This is a genomic window from Bradyrhizobium sp. USDA 336, assembly GCF_044908355.1.
GTDB lineage: Bacteria > Pseudomonadota > Alphaproteobacteria > Rhizobiales > Xanthobacteraceae > Bradyrhizobium > Bradyrhizobium yuanmingense.
Map to the genome: position 1 here is coordinate 4164037 of NZ_JBIYDC010000002.1, position 20490 is coordinate 4184526.

18 protein-coding genes are annotated in these 20490 nt (G+C 64.4%); 8 read left to right on the forward strand and 10 right to left on the reverse strand.

Going from position 1 to position 20490, the window contains the following annotated elements:
• Positions 1-73 precede the first annotated feature (73 nt).
• The 4 genes from ABIA45_RS20410 (at position 74) to ABIA45_RS20425 (ending at position 3567) form a co-directional block, all read left to right on the forward strand.
• Complete coding sequence (locus tag ABIA45_RS20410; protein ID WP_036037187.1) at positions 74-634, forward strand: LemA family protein; 561 nt, start codon at positions 74-76, stop codon at positions 632-634.
• Between the two features lie 32 nt (positions 635-666).
• Entirely contained in the window at positions 667-1875 is a 1209-nt protein-coding gene (locus ABIA45_RS20415) for a M48 family metallopeptidase (protein WP_404653377.1), read from the forward strand.
• A gap of 208 nt (positions 1876-2083) precedes the next feature.
• Positions 2084-2836: a hypothetical protein gene (locus ABIA45_RS20420; RefSeq protein ID WP_271538302.1), complete on the forward strand. Its 753-nt coding sequence runs from the start codon at positions 2084-2086 to the stop codon at positions 2834-2836.
• A 62-nt stretch (positions 2837-2898) separates the two neighbouring features.
• A complete protein-coding gene (locus ABIA45_RS20425; protein WP_271538304.1) occupies positions 2899-3567 on the forward strand; it encodes a hypothetical protein in 669 nt (222 codons plus the stop codon).
• Between the two features lie 18 nt (positions 3568-3585).
• On the opposite strand, the gene ABIA45_RS20430 is transcribed toward ABIA45_RS20425, so the two are convergent.
• From ABIA45_RS20430 to petA, 5 genes are all read right to left on the reverse strand, one after another.
• Positions 3586-4125: an adenine phosphoribosyltransferase gene (locus tag ABIA45_RS20430; RefSeq protein ID WP_036024845.1), complete on the reverse strand. Its 540-nt coding sequence runs from the start codon at positions 4123-4125 to the stop codon at positions 3586-3588.
• A gap of 9 nt (positions 4126-4134) precedes the next feature.
• Positions 4135-6300: an anthranilate synthase component I gene (locus tag ABIA45_RS20435; RefSeq protein WP_157286379.1), complete on the reverse strand. Its 2166-nt coding sequence runs from the start codon at positions 6298-6300 to the stop codon at positions 4135-4137.
• A 384-nt stretch (positions 6301-6684) separates the two neighbouring features.
• A complete protein-coding gene (locus tag ABIA45_RS20440) occupies positions 6685-7359 on the reverse strand; it encodes a dienelactone hydrolase family protein (RefSeq protein ID WP_036006275.1) in 675 nt (224 codons plus the stop codon).
• A 213-nt stretch (positions 7360-7572) separates the two neighbouring features.
• Complete coding sequence (fbcH, locus tag ABIA45_RS20445) at positions 7573-9645, reverse strand: cytochrome b/c1 (protein ID WP_404653379.1); 2073 nt, start codon at positions 9643-9645, stop codon at positions 7573-7575.
• A 62-nt stretch (positions 9646-9707) separates the two neighbouring features.
• A complete protein-coding gene (petA, locus tag ABIA45_RS20450; protein WP_036006265.1) occupies positions 9708-10238 on the reverse strand; it encodes a ubiquinol-cytochrome c reductase iron-sulfur subunit in 531 nt (176 codons plus the stop codon).
• Between the two features lie 279 nt (positions 10239-10517).
• Between petA and ABIA45_RS20455 the strand changes: the two genes are divergently transcribed.
• The 4 genes from ABIA45_RS20455 to ABIA45_RS20470 are packed head-to-tail and all read left to right on the forward strand — an operon-like array spanning position 10518 to position 13276.
• Positions 10518-10985, forward strand: a complete 468-nt coding sequence (locus ABIA45_RS20455; RefSeq protein ID WP_404653381.1) for a tRNA (cytidine(34)-2'-O)-methyltransferase — start codon at positions 10518-10520, stop codon at positions 10983-10985.
• 10 nt (positions 10986-10995) lie between these two features.
• Positions 10996-11628, forward strand: a complete 633-nt coding sequence (gene queE, locus ABIA45_RS20460; protein WP_404653383.1) for a 7-carboxy-7-deazaguanine synthase — start codon at positions 10996-10998, stop codon at positions 11626-11628.
• Positions 11629-11648: 20 nt separating this feature from the next.
• The gene (hemF, locus tag ABIA45_RS20465; protein ID WP_275509201.1) at positions 11649-12536 is read left to right on the forward strand and encodes an oxygen-dependent coproporphyrinogen oxidase; all 888 of its coding nucleotides are present in this window, start codon (positions 11649-11651) and stop codon (positions 12534-12536) included.
• Positions 12537-12541: 5 nt separating this feature from the next.
• Positions 12542-13276, forward strand: coding sequence for an HAD family hydrolase (locus ABIA45_RS20470; protein WP_404655713.1), 735 nt, complete (start codon positions 12542-12544; stop codon positions 13274-13276).
• A 288-nt stretch (positions 13277-13564) separates the two neighbouring features.
• On the opposite strand, the gene ABIA45_RS20475 is transcribed toward ABIA45_RS20470, so the two are convergent.
• The 5 genes from ABIA45_RS20475 to ABIA45_RS20495 form a co-directional block, all read right to left on the reverse strand.
• Positions 13565-14548, reverse strand: coding sequence for a Bug family tripartite tricarboxylate transporter substrate binding protein (locus ABIA45_RS20475; protein ID WP_404653385.1), 984 nt, complete (start codon positions 14546-14548; stop codon positions 13565-13567).
• A 164-nt stretch (positions 14549-14712) separates the two neighbouring features.
• The gene (locus ABIA45_RS20480) at positions 14713-15084 is read right to left on the reverse strand and encodes a hypothetical protein (RefSeq protein WP_246732427.1); all 372 of its coding nucleotides are present in this window, start codon (positions 15082-15084) and stop codon (positions 14713-14715) included.
• A 30-nt stretch (positions 15085-15114) separates the two neighbouring features.
• Positions 15115-18234, reverse strand: coding sequence for an efflux RND transporter permease subunit (locus ABIA45_RS20485; protein WP_404653388.1), 3120 nt, complete (start codon positions 18232-18234; stop codon positions 15115-15117).
• A 6-nt stretch (positions 18235-18240) separates the two neighbouring features.
• A complete protein-coding gene (locus tag ABIA45_RS20490; RefSeq protein ID WP_404653390.1) occupies positions 18241-19941 on the reverse strand; it encodes an efflux RND transporter periplasmic adaptor subunit in 1701 nt (566 codons plus the stop codon).
• A gap of 51 nt (positions 19942-19992) precedes the next feature.
• A complete protein-coding gene (locus tag ABIA45_RS20495) occupies positions 19993-20376 on the reverse strand; it encodes a hypothetical protein (protein WP_404653392.1) in 384 nt (127 codons plus the stop codon).
• Positions 20377-20490 lie beyond the last annotated feature (114 nt).

The following is a 20490-nucleotide window of genomic DNA, read 5'->3' on the forward strand; positions in this document are numbered from 1 at the left end:
CGCGCCGGGCTCTCATCCTGCGTTAATTTCGTCTACCCTAGCGCCCGCCTTCTTCCCTCTTCAGGAGTTCTCCATGTCGACCGGCTGGATCGTCCTCGGCGTCATCGTCGTCCTCGCGCTGATCGCTTTCAGCGCCTACAACCGCCTGGTGGCGCTGAGCCAGCGTGTCGGCCAGGCCTTTGCCGACATCGACGTGCAGCTCAAGCAGCGTCACGACCTGATCCCGAACCTGGTCGAGACGGTGAAAGGCTACGCCTCGCACGAGCGCGGCACGCTCGACGACGTCATCAAGGCGCGCAATTCGGCGATGTCGGCGCAGGGCCCGGCGCAGGTGTCCGCGGCCGAGACCCAGCTCTCCGGCGCGCTCGGCCGGCTGATCGCGCTGTCGGAGGCCTATCCCGACCTCAAGGCCAACGCCAATTTCCAGCAGCTCGCCTCCGAGCTCTCCGACCTCGAAAACAAGATCGCGGCGAGCCGCCGCTTCTTCAACAACGCGGTGCAGGAATACAATACCGGCATCCAGCAGCTGCCCGCAGCTCTGTTCGCCGGCATGTTCGGCTTCACCAAAAAGGACTTCTTCGATCTCGGCGCCAGCCGCACCGAGGTCGAGACCGTGCCGCAGGTGAAGTTCTGATTTGAGCCGATAGGCCGGCAGGGCATCGCGTCATGGCCGCGTATGGTCTCTACACGCACATCGCCTCGAACAAGCTTCGTTCGATGCTGCTGCTCGCCGGCTTGTTCGCGCTGGTCTATGTGCTGGTCTATGCCGGCGCGCTGGTGGCCGAAGTGTTCATCGATGACAGTGAGACCGTCGCGTACTATCTCAGACACGCCTTCTCGGACCTGCTCAAGGCCGCGCCCATTGCAACGGTCGTGGCGGCGGTCTGGATCGTGATCGCCTATTTCTTTCACCAGTCGATGATCGATGCCGTGACCGGCGGCCACAGCGTCACCCGGCAAGAACAGCCGCGGCTCTACAATCTGCTCGAGAATCTCTGCATCTCGCGCGGTCTCACCATGCCGAAGCTGAAGATCATGGAGAGCCCGGCGCTGAACGCCTTCGCGACCGGTCTCAATCCGCGGCAATATTCCATCACGGTCACCACGGGTCTCCTCGATGCGCTCAACGACAAGGAGATCGAGGCGGTGCTCGGCCACGAGCTGACCCACATCAAGAACGGCGATGTGCAACTGATGGTGGTCGCCGTCATCATCGCCGGCGTGGTCGGCTTCTTCGGCGAATTGTTCTTCCGCCTGTTCACGAATCTGAACTGGAGCTCCGGCGGCTCCTCGTCCTCCGGCTCCTCCTCGTCGTCGCGGTCGTCCTCGTCGTCGAGCGAAAGCAAGAGCTCCGGCGGCGGCGCGATCATCGTCATCATCATCGCCATCGTGCTGATCGTGCTGGCCTGGCTGCTGTCGCAGGTGGTGAAGCTCGCACTGTCGCGGTCGCGCGAATATCTAGCCGACGCGGGTTCGGTCGAGCTGACGAAAGACCCCGACGCCATGATCTCGGCGCTGCGCAAGATCGAGGGCCGCGGCGAGCTGCCCGGCGCCACCTCGGCGGTGATGGAGCTCTGCGTCGACAATCCGCGCGAGGGCTTTGCCGACCTGTTCGCGACCCACCCTTCCGTGCAGTCCCGGGTCGACGCGCTGGTCAAGTTCGCCGGCGGGCGCGATCCGGGACCTCTGCCGGACCCCGCCGAAGAGACGGAACAACTCGAGACCGAACAAGCAGGCGCGCAGGACGGGCCGCCGCCGCTCTCGCAGGGACCGTGGAGCGATGCGGCCGGTCCCGCGAGCCCGCCGCCCGTTCCCGCGCCCAGTCCCTCAGGAGCCCCGGCAGCCAATCCGATGGGACCGTGGGGCCGTCACTGACGGCGTGATTTGCCGCTTCATGCGCCGGGTTTCCCGGCAATCGGGAAAATCCTCGGGAATTGCCGTAAGTGGAGCGCGAGGAATTGAATTCTCCCTTGTTTCTGCCATGTTCGCGCCCAACAGCAGACTCGGGACGTCTTTCGGGACATCGATTTGGGGCCCGGCCGATTGCGACCTCGCGATCGGGGGCGCGCGTTAGGGGACAGCAATGGCAAAGCCGGCAGTGGTTGTGGTGGGCGCGGACAAGGGCGGGGTCGGCAAGACCACGGTATCGCGCACCCTGCTCGATTATTTCTCGGCCAACAACGTGCCGACGCGGGCGTTCGATACGGAGTCGCCGCGCGGAACCCTGAAACGCTTCCACCCCGACATCACCGAGATCGTCGACATGACGACGACGGCCGACCAGATGAAGATCTTCGACACGCTCAACGCTGTCAGCCCTTCGGTCACCGTGATCGACGTCCGCGCCGGCCTGCTTTCGCCGGCGCTGGCCTCGCTGCGCGACATCGGCTTCCTCGACGCCGCCAAGGCCGGCCAGATCACCTTCGCCGTGTTCCACATCCTCGGACCCTCGATCGCCTCGCTGGAGGAGATCGCGGAGACCGCAGGCTTCATGGGGGGCGCGAAATATTTCCTGGTGAAGAACTTCATCAACGACACCCAGTTCTTCCAGTGGGACCAGGCGACCTACAATTCCTACTTCCACCGCATCAAGGACGCGACCGAGCTGACGATCCCCAAGCTCAACGAAATGGCCTATGAGCAGGTCGAGGTGTCCTCCGTCCCGTTCCTGAAATTCGTGGCCAACAAGGGCATCAGCGACGAGGCCGCGAACTATTCCTTCGTGCTGCGCGGTTATGTCCGGCACTGGCTGGCCAATGTCTGGAGCGAGTTCGACCGCATCCGCCTGACCGACATCGTCGGTTCGAAGCCGGTGACCCGCAACAGCGAAAAATAGTTGCGCAAGCCGGGTGGATACGGCTGGATTGGGCGGTGAGTTGGCCCAGATAATAGCTGTCGATGCCCGCAACGCCCGTCTACATCATCTGCTCGCCTCGCCCGCAGGTCGGCAAGACCTTGCTGGCGCGGCTGCTGACGGAATTCCTGCTGCTCAAGAACGGCAACGTCGCGGCCTTCGACGTCAACCTGAAAGAGCCGTCGCTGCTCGATTACCTGCCGAAGGTGACCGAGACCGCCGACGTGATCGACACCTTCGGCAAGATGCAGCTGATGGACCGCGTCATCGTCGATGACGGTATCGCCAAGGTGATCGACCTCGGCTTCCACGCCTTCGACGAGTTCTTCAAGATGACCGACGAGATCGGCCTGCTGAAGGAGGCGGCGCGGCGCCACGTTGCGCCGATGATCCTGTTCGTCGCCGACACCGACCGCGTCTCGGCCCGCGCCCACGAGATGCTGCGTGGGCAGATCCCGCGGATGAACCTGGTCACGGTGGACAACGAATATGTCGTCCGCGGCGAGCTGCCGCCGGCAATGGGAGGCGGCCGGCTGTTCCGCCTTCCCGCGCTGCCCGGTTTCCTCAAGACCTATATCGATCGGCTAAATTTCTCCTTCACCGGCTATCTGCGCCAGGAGAAGGACTCTTCGACCGAGTTGCACCAATGGACCCGGCGGAATTACATCGCGTTCCGGGAGCTCGAGCTCAGCCTGATATTGCAGCGATCGTAGGCGAAACGACCAGGACGCTCAGTGCCCCTCGAACGACATCAGCGTGCGCACGGGCACGTCCATGGCGCGCAGCTTGGCGGCGCCGCCGAGCTCGGGCAGGTCGACGATGAAGCAGGCGGCAACCACGTTGGCGCCAATCTGGCGCAGCAGCTTGACCGCGCCTTCTGCGGTGCCGCCGGTGGCGATGAGGTCGTCGACCAGGATCACGCGCTCGCCGGGTGCGACCGCGTCGACGTGCATCTCCATCTCGTCGATGCCGTATTCGAGCGAATAGGCGATGCGCACCGTGGTATGCGGCAGCTTGCCCTTCTTGCGGATCGGCACGAAGCCCGCCGAGAGCTGATGCGCCACCGCGCCGCCGATGATGAAGCCGCGCGCCTCCATGCCGGCGACCTTGTCGATCTTGTTGCCGGCCCAGGGATTGACGAGCTCGTCCACGGCTCGGCGGAATGCGCGCGCATCCGCGAGCAAGGTGGTGATGTCGCGGAACATGATCCCGGGCTTGGGATAATCCGGGATGGTGCGGACGCTCGCCTTGATGTCGTGGTCAAAAGTCATTCGTGCCTCTCAATTGACCGGCGCATCCAGCCGGAACGCGTTTTCGACAATACGTAGCCCCACCTCGCCGCCGAGCGACATCAGCGATTCCGGGTGGAATTGCACGCCGGCGATCGGCAGGGTCTTGTGCTCCAGCGCCATGGCGACGCCGTCCTCGGTGCTGGCGGTGACGGACAACACCTCCGGCATGCTGTCGCGCTCGACATAGAGCGAGTGATAGCGGCCGATGACGATCTCGTTCGGCAAATTGCGCATCAGCCGTCCGCCGCGCACCTGCACCCGCGAGGGCCGGCCGTGGGCGGGATGGGTGAGCTGGCCGAGCTCGCCGCCGAAATATTCGCCGATCGCCTGCACGCCGAGGCAGACGCCGAACACCGGCAGCTTCTTCTCCAGCGCCGCATCGATCGTCGTCTTGATCCCGAAATCCTCAGGGCGCCCGGGGCCGGGCGACAGCACCAGCAAGTCCCACCTCTTCTGCTTGAGCATGTCGAGCGCATGCACATAGCGGACCACGGTGACGCTGGCGCCGACCTGGCGGAAATAATCGGCGAGCATGTGCACGAAGCTGTCGTCATGGTCGATCAGCAGCACCTGCTTGCCCGAGCCAGTGGCATCAGGCGCAAAGGTCGAGAGCGGCTTCGGCGGGTCGCCGCGCAGCGCCTGGAACAGCGCGGCGGCCTTGACCTGGCACTCGCGGTCTTCTGCGGCGGGGTCTGAATCGAACAGGCAGGTGGCGCCGACGCGCACTTCGGCGAGGCCATCCTTCATGCGGATGGTGCGGATGGTGAGGCCGGTGTTGATGCTGCCGTCAAAATTCACCGCGCCGATCGCGCCGGCATACCAGCGCCGCGGCGAGCGCTCGTGGTCCTCGACGAACTGCATCGCCCACAGCTTTGGCGCGCCGGTGACGGTGACGGCCCAGGCGTGGGTGAGGAACGCATCGAGCGCGTCGAAGCCGGGACGCAGCATGCCCTCGACGTGATCGACGGTGTGGAACAGCTTCGAGTACGTCTCGATCTGGCGGCGTGCCAGCACCTTGATGGTGCCGGGCACGCAGACGCGCGCCTTGTCGTTGCGGTCGACGTCGGTGCACATGTTGAGCTCGAACTCGTCCTTCTCCGAATTCAGCAGCTGGCGGATCTGCTCGGCATCGCCGATCGCATCAAGGCCGCGCGCGATCGTGCCCGAGATCGGACAGGTCTCGACGCGGCGGCCGTCCGAGCGCACGAACATTTCGGGCGAAGCCGAGACGAGAAACTCGCCTTCGCCGAGATTCATCAGCGCACCATAGGGCGACGGGTTGATGACGCAGAGGCGCTGGAACACTTCGGCCGGCGAGCGGTCGCAGGGCTCGGCGAACAGCTGGCCCGGCACGGCCTCGAACAGATCGCCACGGGCAAAGGCGGCGCGCGCTGTCTCGACCGTGGCCTGATATTCGCCCGGCGCGTGATCGGCAAAGCCCTGACGCGGCGTCTTCAGATAGGGGCTGTCGGCGGTCTCGCGCGGCAGGCCTTCGGTCGATTTGCCCTTCCAGGCGAAATCGTAAGAGAGCACGACGCCGCGGCCGGTGGCACGGTCGTAGGCGAGCAGGCGATCGGGAATATAGAGCACGATATCGCGCTGGTCGGTCTCGCGCGGGCGCTTCTGCACGAGGTCCTCTATCTGGAACACGAGGTCGTAGGCGAAAGCGCCGAACAGGCCGAGCAGGCCGTCGTCACTGGCGGAGAAGGCAGCGACGAGATCGCGCACCAGCGACATCACGCTGGCACGCCGCGTGCGCTGGTCCTCCTCGACCGGCGCATCGCCGCGGATGATGTGGCCGGAAAGGCGCGTCGCCGTCTTTTCGGAGATCACCACGCAGGGTTCGTGCAGCACGTCGCCGAGGAAGGCGATCAGCACCTCTCCGCGCGCGTTCAGCGCTTCCAGCTTGAAATTGACGCCAACGGTCTCGAGCTTGAGCGGCGGGTCAGAGAAGCCGAGATCGAAGCTCTCGTAGCGGCCGGGCACGGTCGTGCCCGAGGACAGCACCACGCCGCGGCGGCGGTCGAGCAGGTTGATCAGGTCGTCGAGCCGGTTGGCGCCGCCGGTGAACTGCTCGGCCACACGCGTGATCGCAAGACCGGCGCGGGTCGCGTACGCACTTCTGGCCGGGAGGGCAAAGACTGTCCTGTTCATGTCGTCCTCTTACGAAACTTGCCGAGGGAACGCCACACAGGACAAACGATCAGGCCGCCGCACTGCGTGGCGACCTTCGACGATTTTGAGAAATGAAATCGCACCGGCCACCTCTTTAGGAGGTGCGCCACCAAAGACGGGCTGGGCGGACGGCGGTGCTCATGGGCGGATACTCACCATGGCGCGGGGGCGGCGTCAAGGGTGGCCGAGCTGCGGGTCAGAGGCCACCCTTCTTCCAGAGGGCTGCCATCTCGGCGTCGCTGGCAAACTCGCCGCGCTCAGCTTGATCGAGCCCCTCGCGAACGGCCGCCCTGTGCTCCTCCGGGATCGCGAAGACCTCGCGCTCCCGACGCCTTTTGGTTCTCGGATCGGTCTGGCACGCTCCTACCCCAGATGCTTCCTGAAAAACTCCGTCGCGCGGCCCCAGGCGAGCTCGGCGGCTTCGCGGTCGTGCACGGCCTGGCGCTGCTCGTTGACGAAGGCGTGCTCGGCGTCATAGCGGAACAGCTCCAGCGACTTGCCGGCGGCCTTCATGGCCTTCTCGAAGCCGCCCACCAGCTCCGGTGTGCACCAATCGTCCTTGTTGGCGAAATGGGCCTGGAGCGGGATCTTGACGTCGGCGGGCTTGGCCGCCTGCTCGGGCGGGATGCCGTAGAACACGACGCCGGCCGCGAGCTCCGGGATTTTGGTCGCGCCGATGATGGTGACGGCGCCGCCGAGGCAGAAGCCGGTCAGCCCGACCTTGGCACCGTTGCGCGACAGATATTGCGTGGCGCCGCGCACGGTCTGCGTGGTGGCGTCCATGAAGTCGAGCGAGTTCATCTCCTTGTTGGCGCTGTCCGTGTCGTGATACGGCACCACCTTGCCCTTGTAGAGATCGGGCGCCAGCGCGTCGAAGCCGGCCAGCGCGAAGCGGTCGCACAGGCCCTTGATCTGATCGGATAGGCCCCACCATTCCTGGATCACGACGACGCCCGGCGCATTGCCGCGCCCGGCATTGGCGAGATAGCCCGAAGCGTCCTTGCCGTCCGGGCGCTTGAAGGTGATGCTGGTTCCCATGGTGTCCTCCGGTGAGTTTCTGGGGGATCGGTTGGCGGTATTTTGGCGGGTGGGAGCGCGCGGCGCAATCCACACTCTCGTCATTCCCGGCGGTGTGCAGCACCGAACCGGAATCTCGATATTCCGGGTTCGCGCGATCACGCGCCCCGGAATGACCAGTCAACAAAAAGCCCCCTCGCGGGGGCTTCTTCATCTCGTCTCGTCCTTCGCCGCTCAGTGCGAGGCGGCCCAGACCTTCTTCTTGGTGAAGTACATCAGGCCTGCGAAGACGATCAGGAACACGAAGACTTGGAAGCCGAGGCGCTTGCGCGCTTCCATGTGCGGCTCGGCGGTCCACATCAGGAAGGTGGTGACGTCCTTGGAGTACTGCGCGACCGTAGTCGGCGAGCCGTCGTCATAGGTCACCTGGCCGTCGCTGATCGGCTTCGGCATCTTGATGGCGTGGCCCGGGAAGTACTTGTTGTAGTACGAGCCCTCCGGGAGAGTGACGCCCTCCGGCACCTTGTCCTCATAGCCCTGGAGCAATGCGGCGACGTAGTCAGGCCCCTGCTCCTGGTACTGGGTGAAGACGTCGAAGATGAACCAGGGGAAGCCGCGCTTGTAGGAGCGCGCCTTGGTGATCAGGGACAGGTCCGGCGGCGCCGCACCGCCGTTTGCGGCACGCGCGGCCTGCTCGTTCGCGAACGGCGAGGGGAAATAGTCCGCCGGCCGGCCCGGGCGCTCGAACATGTCCCCCGCATCGTTCGGGCCGTCCTTGACCTTGTACTCGGATGCAAACGCCGCGGCTTGCGCCACCGAATAGCCGGGCCCGCCGGGCTCGGCGAGGTTACGGAAGGCGACGAAGGACAGGCCGTGGCAACTGGCGCAGACCTCCTTGTAGACCTTGAGGCCGCGCTGCAGGGCGCCGCGATCGAACGTACCGAAAGGCCCAGCAAACGACCACTTGTTGCCCGGAGGCTTGTCGCTGCCTTCGGCCGCTTTCGCGCTGTCGATCGAGCCCGCGAACAGCGAGCCGGCGAGCGCCAGAACGATCGCGGTCGAGACCATCGGCGTCGACCGGCTGCCGGTCTTGGCCAGCACGGCATCCGAGATCGAGTTCGGCACCGGCCGCGGCTTCTCGATGCGCGCGAGCAGCGGCAGCACGATCAGGAAGTAGGCGAAGTAGCAGAACGTCAGGATGCGGCCGGCGATGACGTAGATGCCTTCCGGCGGCTGTGCGCCGAGATAGCCGAGCAGGATGCAGACCGCGACGAAGATCCAGAAGAACTGCTTGGCGAGCGGACGGTACTTCGAGGACTTGGTCTTGGCGGTGTCGAGCCAGGGCAGGAAGCACAGGATGATGATCGCCCCGAACATCGCGATGACGCCCGCGAGCTTGTCGGGAATCGAGCGCAGGATCGCGTAGAACGGCAGGTAATACCATTCCGGCACGATGTGCGGCGGCGTCACGCCCGGGTTCGCCGGAATGTAGTTGTCGGCGTCGCCGAGATAGTTCGGCATGTAGAAGATGAACCAAGCGTACAGCAGCAGGAAGCAGGCGACGCCGAACATGTCCTTGATGGTCGCATGCGGCGTGAACGGCACCGTGTCCTTTTCCGTCTTCGGCTCGACGCCGTCGGGATTGTTCTGGCCGGCGACGTGCAGCGCCCAGACGTGGAGCACGACGACGCCTGCGATCACGAACGGCAAGAGATAGTGCAGCGAGAAGAAGCGGTTCAGCGTCGGGTTGCCGACGGCATAGCCGCCCCAGAGCAGCGTCACGATGCTCTCGCCGACATAGGGAACGGCCGAGAACAAATTGGTGATGACGGTGGCGCCCCAGAAGCTCATCTGGCCCCAGGGCAGCACGTAGCCCATGAAGCCGGTCGCCATCATCAGGAGGTAGATGATGACGCCGAGGATCCACAGCACCTCACGCGGTTCCTTGTACGACCCGTAGTACAGACCGCGGAACATGTGGACGTAGACGGCGACGAAGAACATCGAGGCGCCGACCGCGTGCATGTTGCGCAGCAGCCAGCCGTAGTTCACGTCACGGACGATCAGCTCGACCGACTTGAAGGCGAGATCGGCGTTCGGCGTGTAGTGCATCGCCAGGATCACGCCGGTCAGGATCTGCATTCCGAGCATGAAGGAAAGAATGGCGCCGAAGGTCCACCAATAGTTCAGGTTGCGCGGGGTGGGATAGGCGACGAAGGAGGAATGGATGAGACCAAAAATCGGCAGGCGCCGCTCGATCCATTGCAGGGCCGGATTGCTCGGCTGGTAGTCGGATGGTCCGCTCATGATGCGATCCTGAGGAAATAGTACGACGAGACGGCGCGAAGCTTCGGACTTGAGTCCGAAGCTCAGCCGATCTGGATTTTGGTGTCGGAAACGAACTGGTACGGCGGCACTGCCAGGTTCGTGGGCGCTGGGCCCTGGCGGATGCGGCCGGACGTATCGTACACCGAACCATGGCAGGGGCAGAAGAAGCCGTCGTAGCTGCCTTCATGAGCGATCGGGATACAGCCGAGATGGGTGCAGATGCCGATCACGACCAGCCACTGCTCGTGGCCCGACTTGACCCGGGCCTCGTCGGTCTGCGGATCCGGCAGGCTCGCCACGTTGACGGCGCGCGCCTCGTCGATCTGCTTCTTGGTGCGGTGGCTGATGTAGATCGGCTTGCCGCGCCAGAACACCTTGATGTCCTGGCCTTCCGCGATCGGGCTGAGATCGACCTCGATCGGCGCACCGGCGGCGATGGTCGAGGCATCCGGATTCATTTGGGAGATGAAGGGCCAGAGCGCAGCCGCGCCCCCTACTGCTGCAAATGCCCCTGTTGCAACAAATAAGAAATCACGGCGTGTCGGATGGTCCGCCGAAGACGCTGTCGTCACGATTCCAACCCTTTCTTCTTGCGCTACCGGTGGAACCGCTCCGGGGGGCGCCCAAGAGGTCCCCGGAAAGGCTGCCGGCGCCCGCGGCCCCCCGCGGCGGCAGAACTTGGCTTATTCACCTCTAAACGGGTGAAACAGCAGTCCAGAATCGTTCTATTGGCACCCTTGCCGGGCGAGCGCAAGCCCGCTAACGGCGTGGGAGCGTGCAATGCACGAATTCCCGGGCGGGCGATGTTTTATTGAGACATTTTGCGCCCGCAAGCCAACTCGCCGCCGCCCATGCAGATCGCACTTTTCCAGCCCGACATCCCCCAGAACACCGGCACGATTCTTCGCCTCTGCGCCTGCCTGGGGCTCGATGCCCATATCATCGAACCGGCGGGCTTCCCCATCTCGGACCGCCTGTTCCGCCGGGCGGGAATGGACTACCTCGACCATGTCAGGCTGACCCGCCACGTCTCCTGGGCGACATTCGAACACTGGCGCGCAGGCCAGGGCCACCGGCTGCTGCTGTTCACCACCAAGGCCGCCACCGACTACCGCGATTTTCATTACCAGAGCTCGGACATCCTGCTATTCGGGCGCGAGAGCGCCGGCGTCACCGATGCGGTGGTCGAGGCGGCCGATGCGCGTCTGGTGATCCCGATCAAGGCGGGGCTGCGGTCGCTCAATGTGGCCATGAGCGTGGCCATGGCCGCGGGCGAGGCGCTGCGGCAGATCCGGAACCCGCAAGGTTTGACAGGTTGAGGAGAGAGGCTTGAGTTACGCGGTCAAGGAGATCTTCCTGACCCTGCAAGGCGAAGGCGCCCATGCCGGGCGCGCGTCGGTGTTCTGCCGCTTTGCCGGCTGCAACCTCTGGAGCGGGCGGGAGGCCGACCGCGCGGATGCGACCTGCAAGTTCTGCGACACGGATTTCGTCGGCACCGACGGCACGCTGGGCGGGCGCTATGGCTCGGCTGCGGAACTCGCAGATACCATCGCCGCGCAATGGACGGCTGCTGCCGCCAATCGCTATGTGGTGCTGACCGGCGGCGAGCCGCTGCTCCAGGTCGACGCTGCGCTGATCGAGGCGCTGCACGAAAGAGGCTTCGAGATCGGCGTCGAGACCAACGGCACGATCGCAGCTCCTGATGGGCTCGACTGGATCTGCGTCAGCCCCAAGGGCGGCAGCGAGCTGATCCTGCGCCAGGGCCACGAGCTGAAGCTGGTCTATCCCCAGGCCTTGGCGATGCCCGAAGCATTTGAGGATCTCGCCTTCGAGCGCTTCTCGCTGCAACCGATGGACGGGCCTGAAATCATCGAGAACACCGCGCGCGCGATCGATTATTGCCTGCACCATCCGCAATGGCGGCTCAGCGTGCAGACCCACAAATCGCTCGGCATCAGATAGGACGCGACCCGCGAATGCAGATGGACGTGACGACGATCGAAGCCCGCAAGGCCCGCGCCCGTGCCTGGTTCGAGCGCTTGCGCGACGACATCTGCGCGAGCTTCGAGCGGCTCGAGGACGACGCGCCGCAAAGCCTCTATCCGGGCGAGGCCGGCCGCTTCAGGCGCACGCCGTGGCAGCGCACCGACCATTCCGGCGCGGCCGGCGGCGGCGGCGTGATGTCGATGATGCATGGCCGGCTGTTCGAGAAGGTCGGCGTGCACTGCTCGACGGTGCACGGCGAGTTCGCACCCGAATTCCGGGCGCAGATCCCCGGCGCGGCGGAGGATCCAAAATTCTGGGCCTCCGGCATCTCGCTGATCGCGCACATGCGCAATCCGAATGTCCCTGCCGTGCACATGAACACGCGCTTCGTCGTCACCACGAAGGCCTGGTTCGGCGGCGGCGCCGACCTGACGCCGGTGCTGGAGCGAAGGCGGACGCAGGACGATCCCGACAGCATCGCCTTCCATGCCGCGATGAAACAGGCCTGCGCGCAGCCGAGCGGTGTTGCCGACTACGACAAGTACAAGAAATGGTGCGACGAGTATTTCTACCTGCCGCACAGGAAAGAGGCGCGCGGCATCGGCGGCATCTTCTACGACTGGCACGACAGCGGCGACTGGGACGCCGACCTCGCCTTCACCCAGGACGTCGGGCGCGCCTTCCTGAAGATCTATCCCGAGATCGTGCGACGCAATTTTGCGAGCGCCTGGACGCCTGCTGACCGCGAGGAGCAATTGATCCGCCGCGGCCGCTACGTCGAGTTCAACCTGCTCTACGACCGCGGCACCATCTTCGGGCTGAAGACGGGCGGCAACGTGGACTCCATCCTGTCGTCGCTGCCGCCGGAGGTGAAGTGGCCATGAACGCCATGCTGCCGCCGCTGCCCCGCGCCATGCTGATCGACATGGACGACACCATCCTGTCGGCCTATGGCCGGCCCGAGATCGCCTGGAACACGATCACGGCCGAATTCGCCGAGGAGCTCGCCCCGCTGCCGCCGCCGATGGTCGCAACCGCGGTGCTGGCCTTCGCGCGAAACTTCTGGGCCAGTGCCGAGCCGGCGTGGCGGATGAAGCTCGCCGAGGCGCGGCACCTGACGGTGAAGGGCGGCTTCGCCGCGCTCGCGGCCGCCGGCCACCGCGCCCTGCCCGACGATCTCGCCATTCGCCTCGCCGACCGCTTCACCGCCTATCGCGAGGAGGAGATGTTCGTCTTTCCCGGCGCGCACGAGGCGATCGACCAGTTCAAGGCGCTCGGCATCAAGCTCGCGCTGGTCACCAACGGCGCCGCCGACATGCAGCGCGCCAAGGTCGAGCGCTTCGAGCTGGCGCATCGCTTCGACCACATCCAGATCGAGGGCGAGCACGGCTTCGGCAAGCCCGAGGAGCGCGCCTATCTGCACGCGATGCAGGCGCTCGGCGTCACCGCTGAGGACACCTGGATGATCGGCGACAATCTGGAATGGGAAGTGGTGACGCCGCAGCGCCTCGGCATCTATGCGATCTGGATGGACGTGCATGGCGAGGGCCTGCCCGAAGGGTCGACGGTTAGGCCCGACCGCATCATCCGCTCGCTGGGCGAGCTGCTGCCGGACCGGGGATGATCGGGGCCCAAAACAAAACTGCGAAAACAACCCCATGCACAGTAGCGCGCTGCTGCAAAATCAAGGTCTTACGGATTTTACGAAACGGCTTTGACCCGTCGGGCAAAACAGGGGTATTATGGCATCGTCGCGAGGGTTGCCATCGAGCCCAGAGCGCGATGCGATCAGGATGAATCGTCATCGCGCTTTAGCTTAGCTTATTGTTTGAGCATGATCTTTTCGGAAAACCGCTACGCACTTTTCCGGATCATGCTCTAGTCGCGCTCCCGCGAGCTCGCCCAAGGCAACCTATTCCACGGTGATATTGCCGGTCTCGATGACCCGCTTCCAACGGGCGAGCTCAGAGACCAGAAACTCCCGGAATTGCTCCGGGGTGTTGGCCACGATTTCGAGGCCGATATCCTCCATTCGTTTGCGTATGTCCGGTGCCTTCAGCGCCGCGACGATCTCGCCATGCAATTTTGCTTTCACGTCGGCAGGAAGGCCCTTCGGAGCAGCCACCGCCTGCCACGAAAACACATCGACACCATCAACCCCAAGTTCCTTCAAGGTAGGCACGTCGGGCAACAGAGGGGATCTGGCATCGCCGGTGATGGCGAGGACCTTGAGCTGCTTGGATTGAATTTGCCCGATGACGGCGTTGATGTTTTGAAACGATACGTTGACATGCCCCGCGATGAGATCACTCACGGCAGGCGCCCCGCCGCGATACGGCACGTGGAGACCGGTCGTCCCAGTGCGCTGCCAGAACAGCGCCGCCGTGAGATGATCGGACGAACCTGCACCCGAGCTTGCAAAAGTGATCTTGCCGGGGGCCTTCTTCAGTTGGTCCACCAACTCGGCGACCGTGTTTGCCGGAAAGTTCAAGTTGGCGACCAGGACGTTCGGTGCGCGCACAGCGACCGTCAAAAGGTCGAAGTCCTTCAGAGGATCATACTTCAGATTGGGCTGAAGAAATGGATTCGTCGCATAGACACCGATCGAGCCGACGAGAACGGTGTATCCATCCGCTGCGGCCCGGGCCACCGCTGTTGCTCCAAGCGCGCCCGTTGCGCCGGAGCGGTTTTCGACGACCACCGGCTGCCCCAGCGTATCGGAGACCTTCTGTCCGATTGCGCGCGCGACCATGTCGGACGAGCCTCCCGCCGGGAATGGAACGATGAAGGTGATATTCCTTTCCGGCCAGGCCGCGTATGCCATCGAGGTCGCGGCAAGAAGCATGATGCCAGCCGCACCAAAACGAATCTTCGATAAGAGAGTTGCATTGCCCATTGTCGATCCTCCGTTGCGACATTTTTTCTGAGGGCCTATTTTACGTGCTCATGCCATCCCGATTGATGCTCAGATTGTATTGATTGATCCACTATTTATCACGGGCGCTTTGTCGCGGTGAAATCGCCGATGTGCAAACCTGCCGAGGGGTGGCGCTTCGTCAATCATTGCGCAGCGTATCTCGCTGTCAACGAATGACCGTGCAAGCTGCCGGAGAACACCACGATCGCCTTTGGCGACAGCTCGGCCTGCAGCTTTCCCGTCATCATGTTGGGATTGGCCGGCGCAAGCGGAACGGTGACCGTCTTGCCGCCATCCTGAATCGTTGCGCGTCCCCGCATATCCTTCGTCGACAGCGGCGATCCATCGTCGTCCCCAACGTAAAAGACGATGTCGGTCCCCTTGCTGACGAATTCGATCGGATGCCCTTGCGACTTGACGACGGGGCCGCCGTTGCTGCCCTTCGTCTGCGCCGCGGCAACATCCAGCGTCGCGATCATCACAGCCGTCATGACGAGGCCGATATATGTTCTCATTGCAGGCTCCTCGGTGGTTTTCCGCGCGCATCAATAGGCTTCCGCGGGGGTGAACGTTGCCGCGTGTCCGGCCACCAGTCGCTGCAGCGGCTGTTTGCCGAACATCAGAAACAGAATCGGGGTCACGATTGTGTCGAGGACCGTGGCGCTGAGCAGGCCGCCGAAGATCGTCACGGCCACCGGGTGCAGGATTTCCCGGCCCGGCTCGTCCGCGCCGATCAAGAGCGGCGTGAGCGCTAGTCCTGCGCAAAGCGCCGTCATCAGCACCGGACTGAGGCGCTCCATGCTGCCGCGAATGACCAGCCCAGCCCCGAAACGCTCGCCTTCGTGGATAGCGAGATTGATGTAGTGCGAGATCTTCAAGATCCCGTTGCGCGCCGAGATGCCGGCCAGCGTGATGAAACCGATCATCGAGGCCACCGACAACGGCTGCCCGGACATCTTCAGCGCGGCGACGCTGCCGATCAGGGCCAGCGGAATACCTCCCATGATGATCAGCGCCAGTGCGATCGACCGGTAGCGGCTGTAGAGGACGACGAAGATCATCGCCATCGAGGCCAGCGACAGAATGCCAATGCGCCAGGACGCCTCCTGCTGGGCCTGGAACGCGCCTTCGAGACGGGTCGTGTAGCCTTGCGGGAAATCGAGCTCGCGAACCGACCTCTGAATGTCGGCAGCGATATCGGCGATGTCGCGGCGCCCGTCCCCGTTGCCGTAGACGACGATCCTGCGCTGGGTCCCCTCCCGCTGAATCTGGTTGGGCCCGTCTGTCTCGACGATGTCGGCCAAAGCGCTCAACGGGACGAACTCCGACCCGGTCGGGATCAGCAAATTGTGCAGTCCGGTCGTCGAACGGTCCTGCTCCGACAGGCGCATCACGACGTCGAAGCGGCGATTGCCGTCGACGATCTGGGAGACCTTCCGGCCATTGGACAGCGCGTCGAGTGCCTGGGTGACTGCAGCCGGCGTCAGGCCGTAGAGCGCTGCTCGGGCATGGTCGATTTGAACCCGCACTTGCGGAATCAGCACCTGCTTCTCGACCTGGAGATCGACCAGACCCGGGATCGTCGATAGACGCTGGCGCACCGTTTCGGACAGCCGCCGCAACGTCTCGATGTCCTGGCCGAATATCTTGAGCACGATCTGGGCACGAATACCCGACTGGAGATGATCGAGGCGGTGGCTGATCGGCTGTCCGATGGCCAGCGACGCCGGCAGCGCCGACAGGGCTTCGCGGATGCTCGCATAGATCTCCGCCTTCTGGCGCTTGGATGGCGTCAGATCGACATCGATCTCGCTGTAGTGCACGCCTTCGGCGTGCTCATCGAGCACGGCACGGCCGGTGCGGCGTCCGACCGACTTCACCTCGGGCACTTTTGCGAGCAACTGCTCCGCCAATAGGCCAAGACGGTTCGATTCCGCGAGCGAAATGCCTGGATTGTACTGCAGCGACAGGACCAGCGTCCCCTCGTTGAAGGGCGGAAGAAAGCTGCGGGGCATCTGGCTCGCGGCATAGCCTGCCACCGCGACCGCAGCGGCGACGGAGACCAGCACCGGGCCCTGCCGCTCGAAGGCCCAGCCGAGCACCCGCCGATTGGCCTGCTTCAGTTTCGTGACGACAAAGCTCTCGCGGTCACCTGAATAGGCCCGTCCCGAAAGCAGATAATAGGACAGCACCGGCGTCACCGTGATCGAGGTCAGCAGCGAAGCGAGGATCGAGACCACATAGGCCACGCCAAGCGGCGTGAACAGCCGCCCTTCGATTCCCGGAAGGGCGAACAGCGGCACGAAGACGAGGACGATGATCATCGTTGCATAGACGATACTGGAACGAACCTCCTGGCTCGCGCCGGAGATCACGTCGAGGACAGGACGCGGCGTGCTCGACGCAGCGTTCTCCCGCAGGCGCCGCAGGATGTTCTCGACGTCCACCACGGCATCGTCGACCAGCTCGCCGATCGCGATGGCGAGGCCGCCCAGCGTCATGGTATTGATCGTGAGGCCGAAGGCGCGAAACACCAGAACCGTGACCAGGATCGATATCGGAATGGCGGTCAGCGAGACGAACGCGGCGCGACCGTTCATGAGGAAGACGAACAGGACGATTGCGACGACGATCGCGGCCTCGATCAGGACGCGCTCGACATTGCCGATCGAGGTCTCGATGAAGGTGGCCTGCCGGAACTGCACGTTGGTGATGTTGATGCCCCCGCGCATGGTGCGTTGCAGGTCGCGCAGCGTGGACTCGACATTGCGCGTCAGTGCCACAGTATCCGCAGCCGGCTGCTTCATGACGCTGACGATGACGGCGGGCTTGCCGTTATATCCGGCGTCACCGCGCTTGGTCCGCGCGGAAAAATCCACCGAGGCAATCTGCTTCAGCAGGATCGGCTGCTCTCCGCGGTTGACGACGACGGTGTTGCGGAGGTCCTCGATACGCCTGGTGAGACCGACATTGCGGATCAGATATTCGCGGCCATGCTGGTCGACGAAGCCGCCGCCGCTGTTGGTGCCGAATCTTGCGACCGCCTGCTCGATCTGATCATGGGTGACGCCGAGCGCCTGCATGGTGGCGACGTTCGGCGTCACGCGGTATTGGCGGACCTCGCCGCCGATGGGTATTACCTGGGCGACGCCGGGAATGGCGAGGAGTTGCGGCCGGACGACGAAGTCGGCGATCTCGCGAACGTCCATGGCTGAAGCCGTGCCATCGCTCGTCAGCGCGATCAGCATGATCTCGCCCATGATCGAGGTCACCGGGCCCATCTGGGGATTGGCCGCAGCCGGCAATTGCTCGCGGATCAGCGCCAGCCGCTCCGAGACGAATTGCCGGGCGCGGTAAACGTCGACGCCCCAGTCGAACTCGACATAGACGACTGACAGACCAACGCCCGAGACGGAGCGCACCCGGATCACACCGGGCATGCCGTTCATTGACGTCTCGATCGGGAACGTCACCAGCTGCTCGACCTCCTGGGGGGCCAATCCCTCTGCCTCGGTCAGGATGTTGACGGTCGGGCGGTTGATGTCGGGCAGGACGTCGACCGAAACGCTCGGCAGCACGAACAGGCCGTAGCCGACCAGCGCGGCGGCGACGGCCAGCACGAACAGGCGATTGCGCAAGCTGGTCTGGACGATGAGCTTGAACATGGCCGGCTACCGGATCTGGTTGATGAGGTCGGTGCCGCGAACGACGATGTGTTCGCCTTCCTTGACTCCGGCAGCCACGATCACGCGGGCGGCGTCCACCGGCACCACGCGAACCGGTCTCGGCTCGAAGCGCTCGGGCGCCGTGTGCAGCCAGACGATATTTTCACCATTGCCACTTCGAACGACGGCATTGCGCGGCACGACCAGGCCAGACACGGGCGCTCCGGCCTGGATCATCACATTCAACGGCTGACCGATGTTGAGACCTGCCGGTGGCTCCGGAATGGCGAAGTGAACCACGGACGCATGCTGGCGCAGCGCCCGGCTCGTTCCGACGAAGCTCAGCGCAATCTGCTGCCCGTTCGGGGCCATAGCCGTTGCGGCTTCTGGCTGCTTCAAGCCTATTTCGTCATAGGCGAGCGCCTCGACCCAGAGGCTGCCGGGGTCCGCGATCTGAAACAGGACGTCCTGCGGCTGTATGACCTGGCCCGGCGCGACCTTGGCGGAGGTGATGATTCCGTCGGTCGATGCCCGCAGCTCCTCGAAGCCGGTGCGGGAATTGCGAACGGTCTCGCGGCGGGCCCGCAGGCCCTCCAATTCGCTTTCGAGATCGTTGACCTGCCCTTGCGGCACCGCGCCGCGTTCGGCCAGCGGGCGGAGACGCCGCAGCTTGTTGTCCGTGATCGCCATCAGCTGTTCGATCTCGCCGACCTTCTCGAGGATCGTCGTGCGATCGGCGATCGGCAGATGCGGCTCGATCCGGAGGAGCAGATCGCCCTTGCGGACGGTTTGCCCGATGCGGGGGATGCCGTCATCGCCGGGAACCACGCGGCCGCCGTAGATGCTCTGCACGATGCTGCTGCGGTTGGGGTCGGCCATGACACGGCCGATCAGGGTGACGGCGGGATGAATCGTCTGCGGCTCGGCTGCAGCGGTTCGTACCTCGAGCAGACGCTGCGTCGGCTTGGCCGCGAAGACGGTGTCGTCTTGCAGGCGGCGCGGGGCATCGCTCAGCGCTGGAACATCAAGCGGATTTGGTTGCGTTGCATTGGTCCGGCCCTCGCCGAACATGACGGAGGCGAGAATGACGAAGGCCCCCGCCACCACCGCGGACATCGAGGCCGCCATGAAGCGGCCACGCCGCTTCCAATAGGCGAAGAGACCGCCGAATCCCAAGGCGGCGAGCACGGACGAGGCGATGGCGGCTCGGGTCGAGAGAAGCCAGCCGGGTGCGTGCTTCTGCTCTGCGGGCCGGGCCTCTGCACGCGGTATGAACGAGTCGACCAGCAGATCATTCCCCCTGCTAGCGTTGATCGAGAAGATCACCTCGACCGATCCGGACGGCGTGCCGTTCGGAATCGGGGCGGTGTAGACGCCGTCCTCCCCGCTCGATGCCTCGATCGGGGCAGAATCGCCGATCGTGACCTGCAAGGCGGCGTCCGAGACCGGCTCGTTCGTCACGGCATCATCAATGAAGACGGACAGCCTGCCGTCTTTCAGGATGCCGACGACTTCGTAGAGCTCGGAACGTGCGGCAATCCTCGGATAGGCTGAGGACACGACCGCCGTCTTTTCGGCGTCGCCGTGATCGTGCCCCTCATGGCCAAAGGCGCCCGACAAGCCAAAGACCAGGCTCGCCAACCAAAAAGCGCCAGCCAGCCCAAGAGCCGCGAGCCGCCCTTTCGGGCAGCGCTGATTCATCAACATCGAAAGATCCTTCAGACATGCGAAAAGGCGGCGGCCGAAGCGCCGCCGGGACTACGCGATGCTGAAGGTACTTGGTGGCCGGACGAGTCCGTCGGGGCGCACCCCGACAACGGCCTGCGCGAGCGGCAGGTCCATGGCGCCGAGCACTTCGAAGACGCTGAGCAGGTGAACGACCTGCGCTGAAGCGATCGAGGTGCCAAACATGTCCCAGGCCACGCCGGAAGCGCCGTCGTCGTCGTGATCCGGCCCGTCATGGACGTGGCCTTCCGCGTCGTCGCCGGCGTGGGAATGCACGTGGCCTGCCAACTGATCGTGGAAATGCAGAGAGCCGTTGAGCGTGACGGACGGCATCGGAATGGCGCCAACAGCCGCCTGCGCCTGCGAGACCGAAATCAGGGCCGCCTGAAGCACAAACGCGGATATCGCCACGAACATGGCCGTTCTGGCGAGTTGACGAAGATGGTAGCGGATACCGTGCGGCACGCCGAAAAACTAGGCGATGCCGACCGCGAATTCAAGGCGACGTTCCGCGCAGGCGCATCGCGTGGG

Bases quoted from the DNA above. Each gene is read 5' to 3' on its own strand.
- ABIA45_RS20410 (WP_036037187.1), top strand. From the start codon at position 74: ATGTCGACCGGCTGGATCGTCCTCGGCGTCATCGTCGTCCTCGCGCTG.
- ABIA45_RS20415 (WP_404653377.1), top strand. From the start codon at position 667: ATGGCCGCGTATGGTCTCTACACGCACATCGCCTCGAACAAGCTTCGT.
- ABIA45_RS20420 (WP_271538302.1), top strand. From the start codon at position 2,084: ATGGCAAAGCCGGCAGTGGTTGTGGTGGGCGCGGACAAGGGCGGGGTC.
- ABIA45_RS20425 (WP_271538304.1), top strand. From the start codon at position 2,899: ATGCCCGCAACGCCCGTCTACATCATCTGCTCGCCTCGCCCGCAGGTC.
- ABIA45_RS20430 (WP_036024845.1), bottom strand. From the start codon at position 4,125: ATGACTTTTGACCACGACATCAAGGCGAGCGTCCGCACCATCCCGGAT.
- ABIA45_RS20435 (WP_157286379.1), bottom strand. From the start codon at position 6,300: ATGAACAGGACAGTCTTTGCCCTCCCGGCCAGAAGTGCGTACGCGACC.
- ABIA45_RS20440 (WP_036006275.1), bottom strand. From the start codon at position 7,359: ATGGGAACCAGCATCACCTTCAAGCGCCCGGACGGCAAGGACGCTTCG.
- fbcH (WP_404653379.1), bottom strand. From the start codon at position 9,645: ATGAGCGGACCATCCGACTACCAGCCGAGCAATCCGGCCCTGCAATGG.
- ABIA45_RS20455 (WP_404653381.1), top strand. From the start codon at position 10,518: ATGCAGATCGCACTTTTCCAGCCCGACATCCCCCAGAACACCGGCACG.
- hemF (WP_275509201.1), top strand. From the start codon at position 11,649: ATGGACGTGACGACGATCGAAGCCCGCAAGGCCCGCGCCCGTGCCTGG.
- ABIA45_RS20470 (WP_404655713.1), top strand. From the start codon at position 12,542: ATGCTGCCGCCGCTGCCCCGCGCCATGCTGATCGACATGGACGACACC.
- ABIA45_RS20475 (WP_404653385.1), bottom strand. From the start codon at position 14,548: ATGGGCAATGCAACTCTCTTATCGAAGATTCGTTTTGGTGCGGCTGGC.
- ABIA45_RS20480 (WP_246732427.1), bottom strand. From the start codon at position 15,084: ATGAGAACATATATCGGCCTCGTCATGACGGCTGTGATGATCGCGACG.
- ABIA45_RS20485 (WP_404653388.1), bottom strand. From the start codon at position 18,234: ATGTTCAAGCTCATCGTCCAGACCAGCTTGCGCAATCGCCTGTTCGTG.
- ABIA45_RS20490 (WP_404653390.1), bottom strand. From the start codon at position 19,941: ATGTTGATGAATCAGCGCTGCCCGAAAGGGCGGCTCGCGGCTCTTGGG.
- ABIA45_RS20495 (WP_404653392.1), bottom strand. From the start codon at position 20,376: ATGTTCGTGGCGATATCCGCGTTTGTGCTTCAGGCGGCCCTGATTTCG.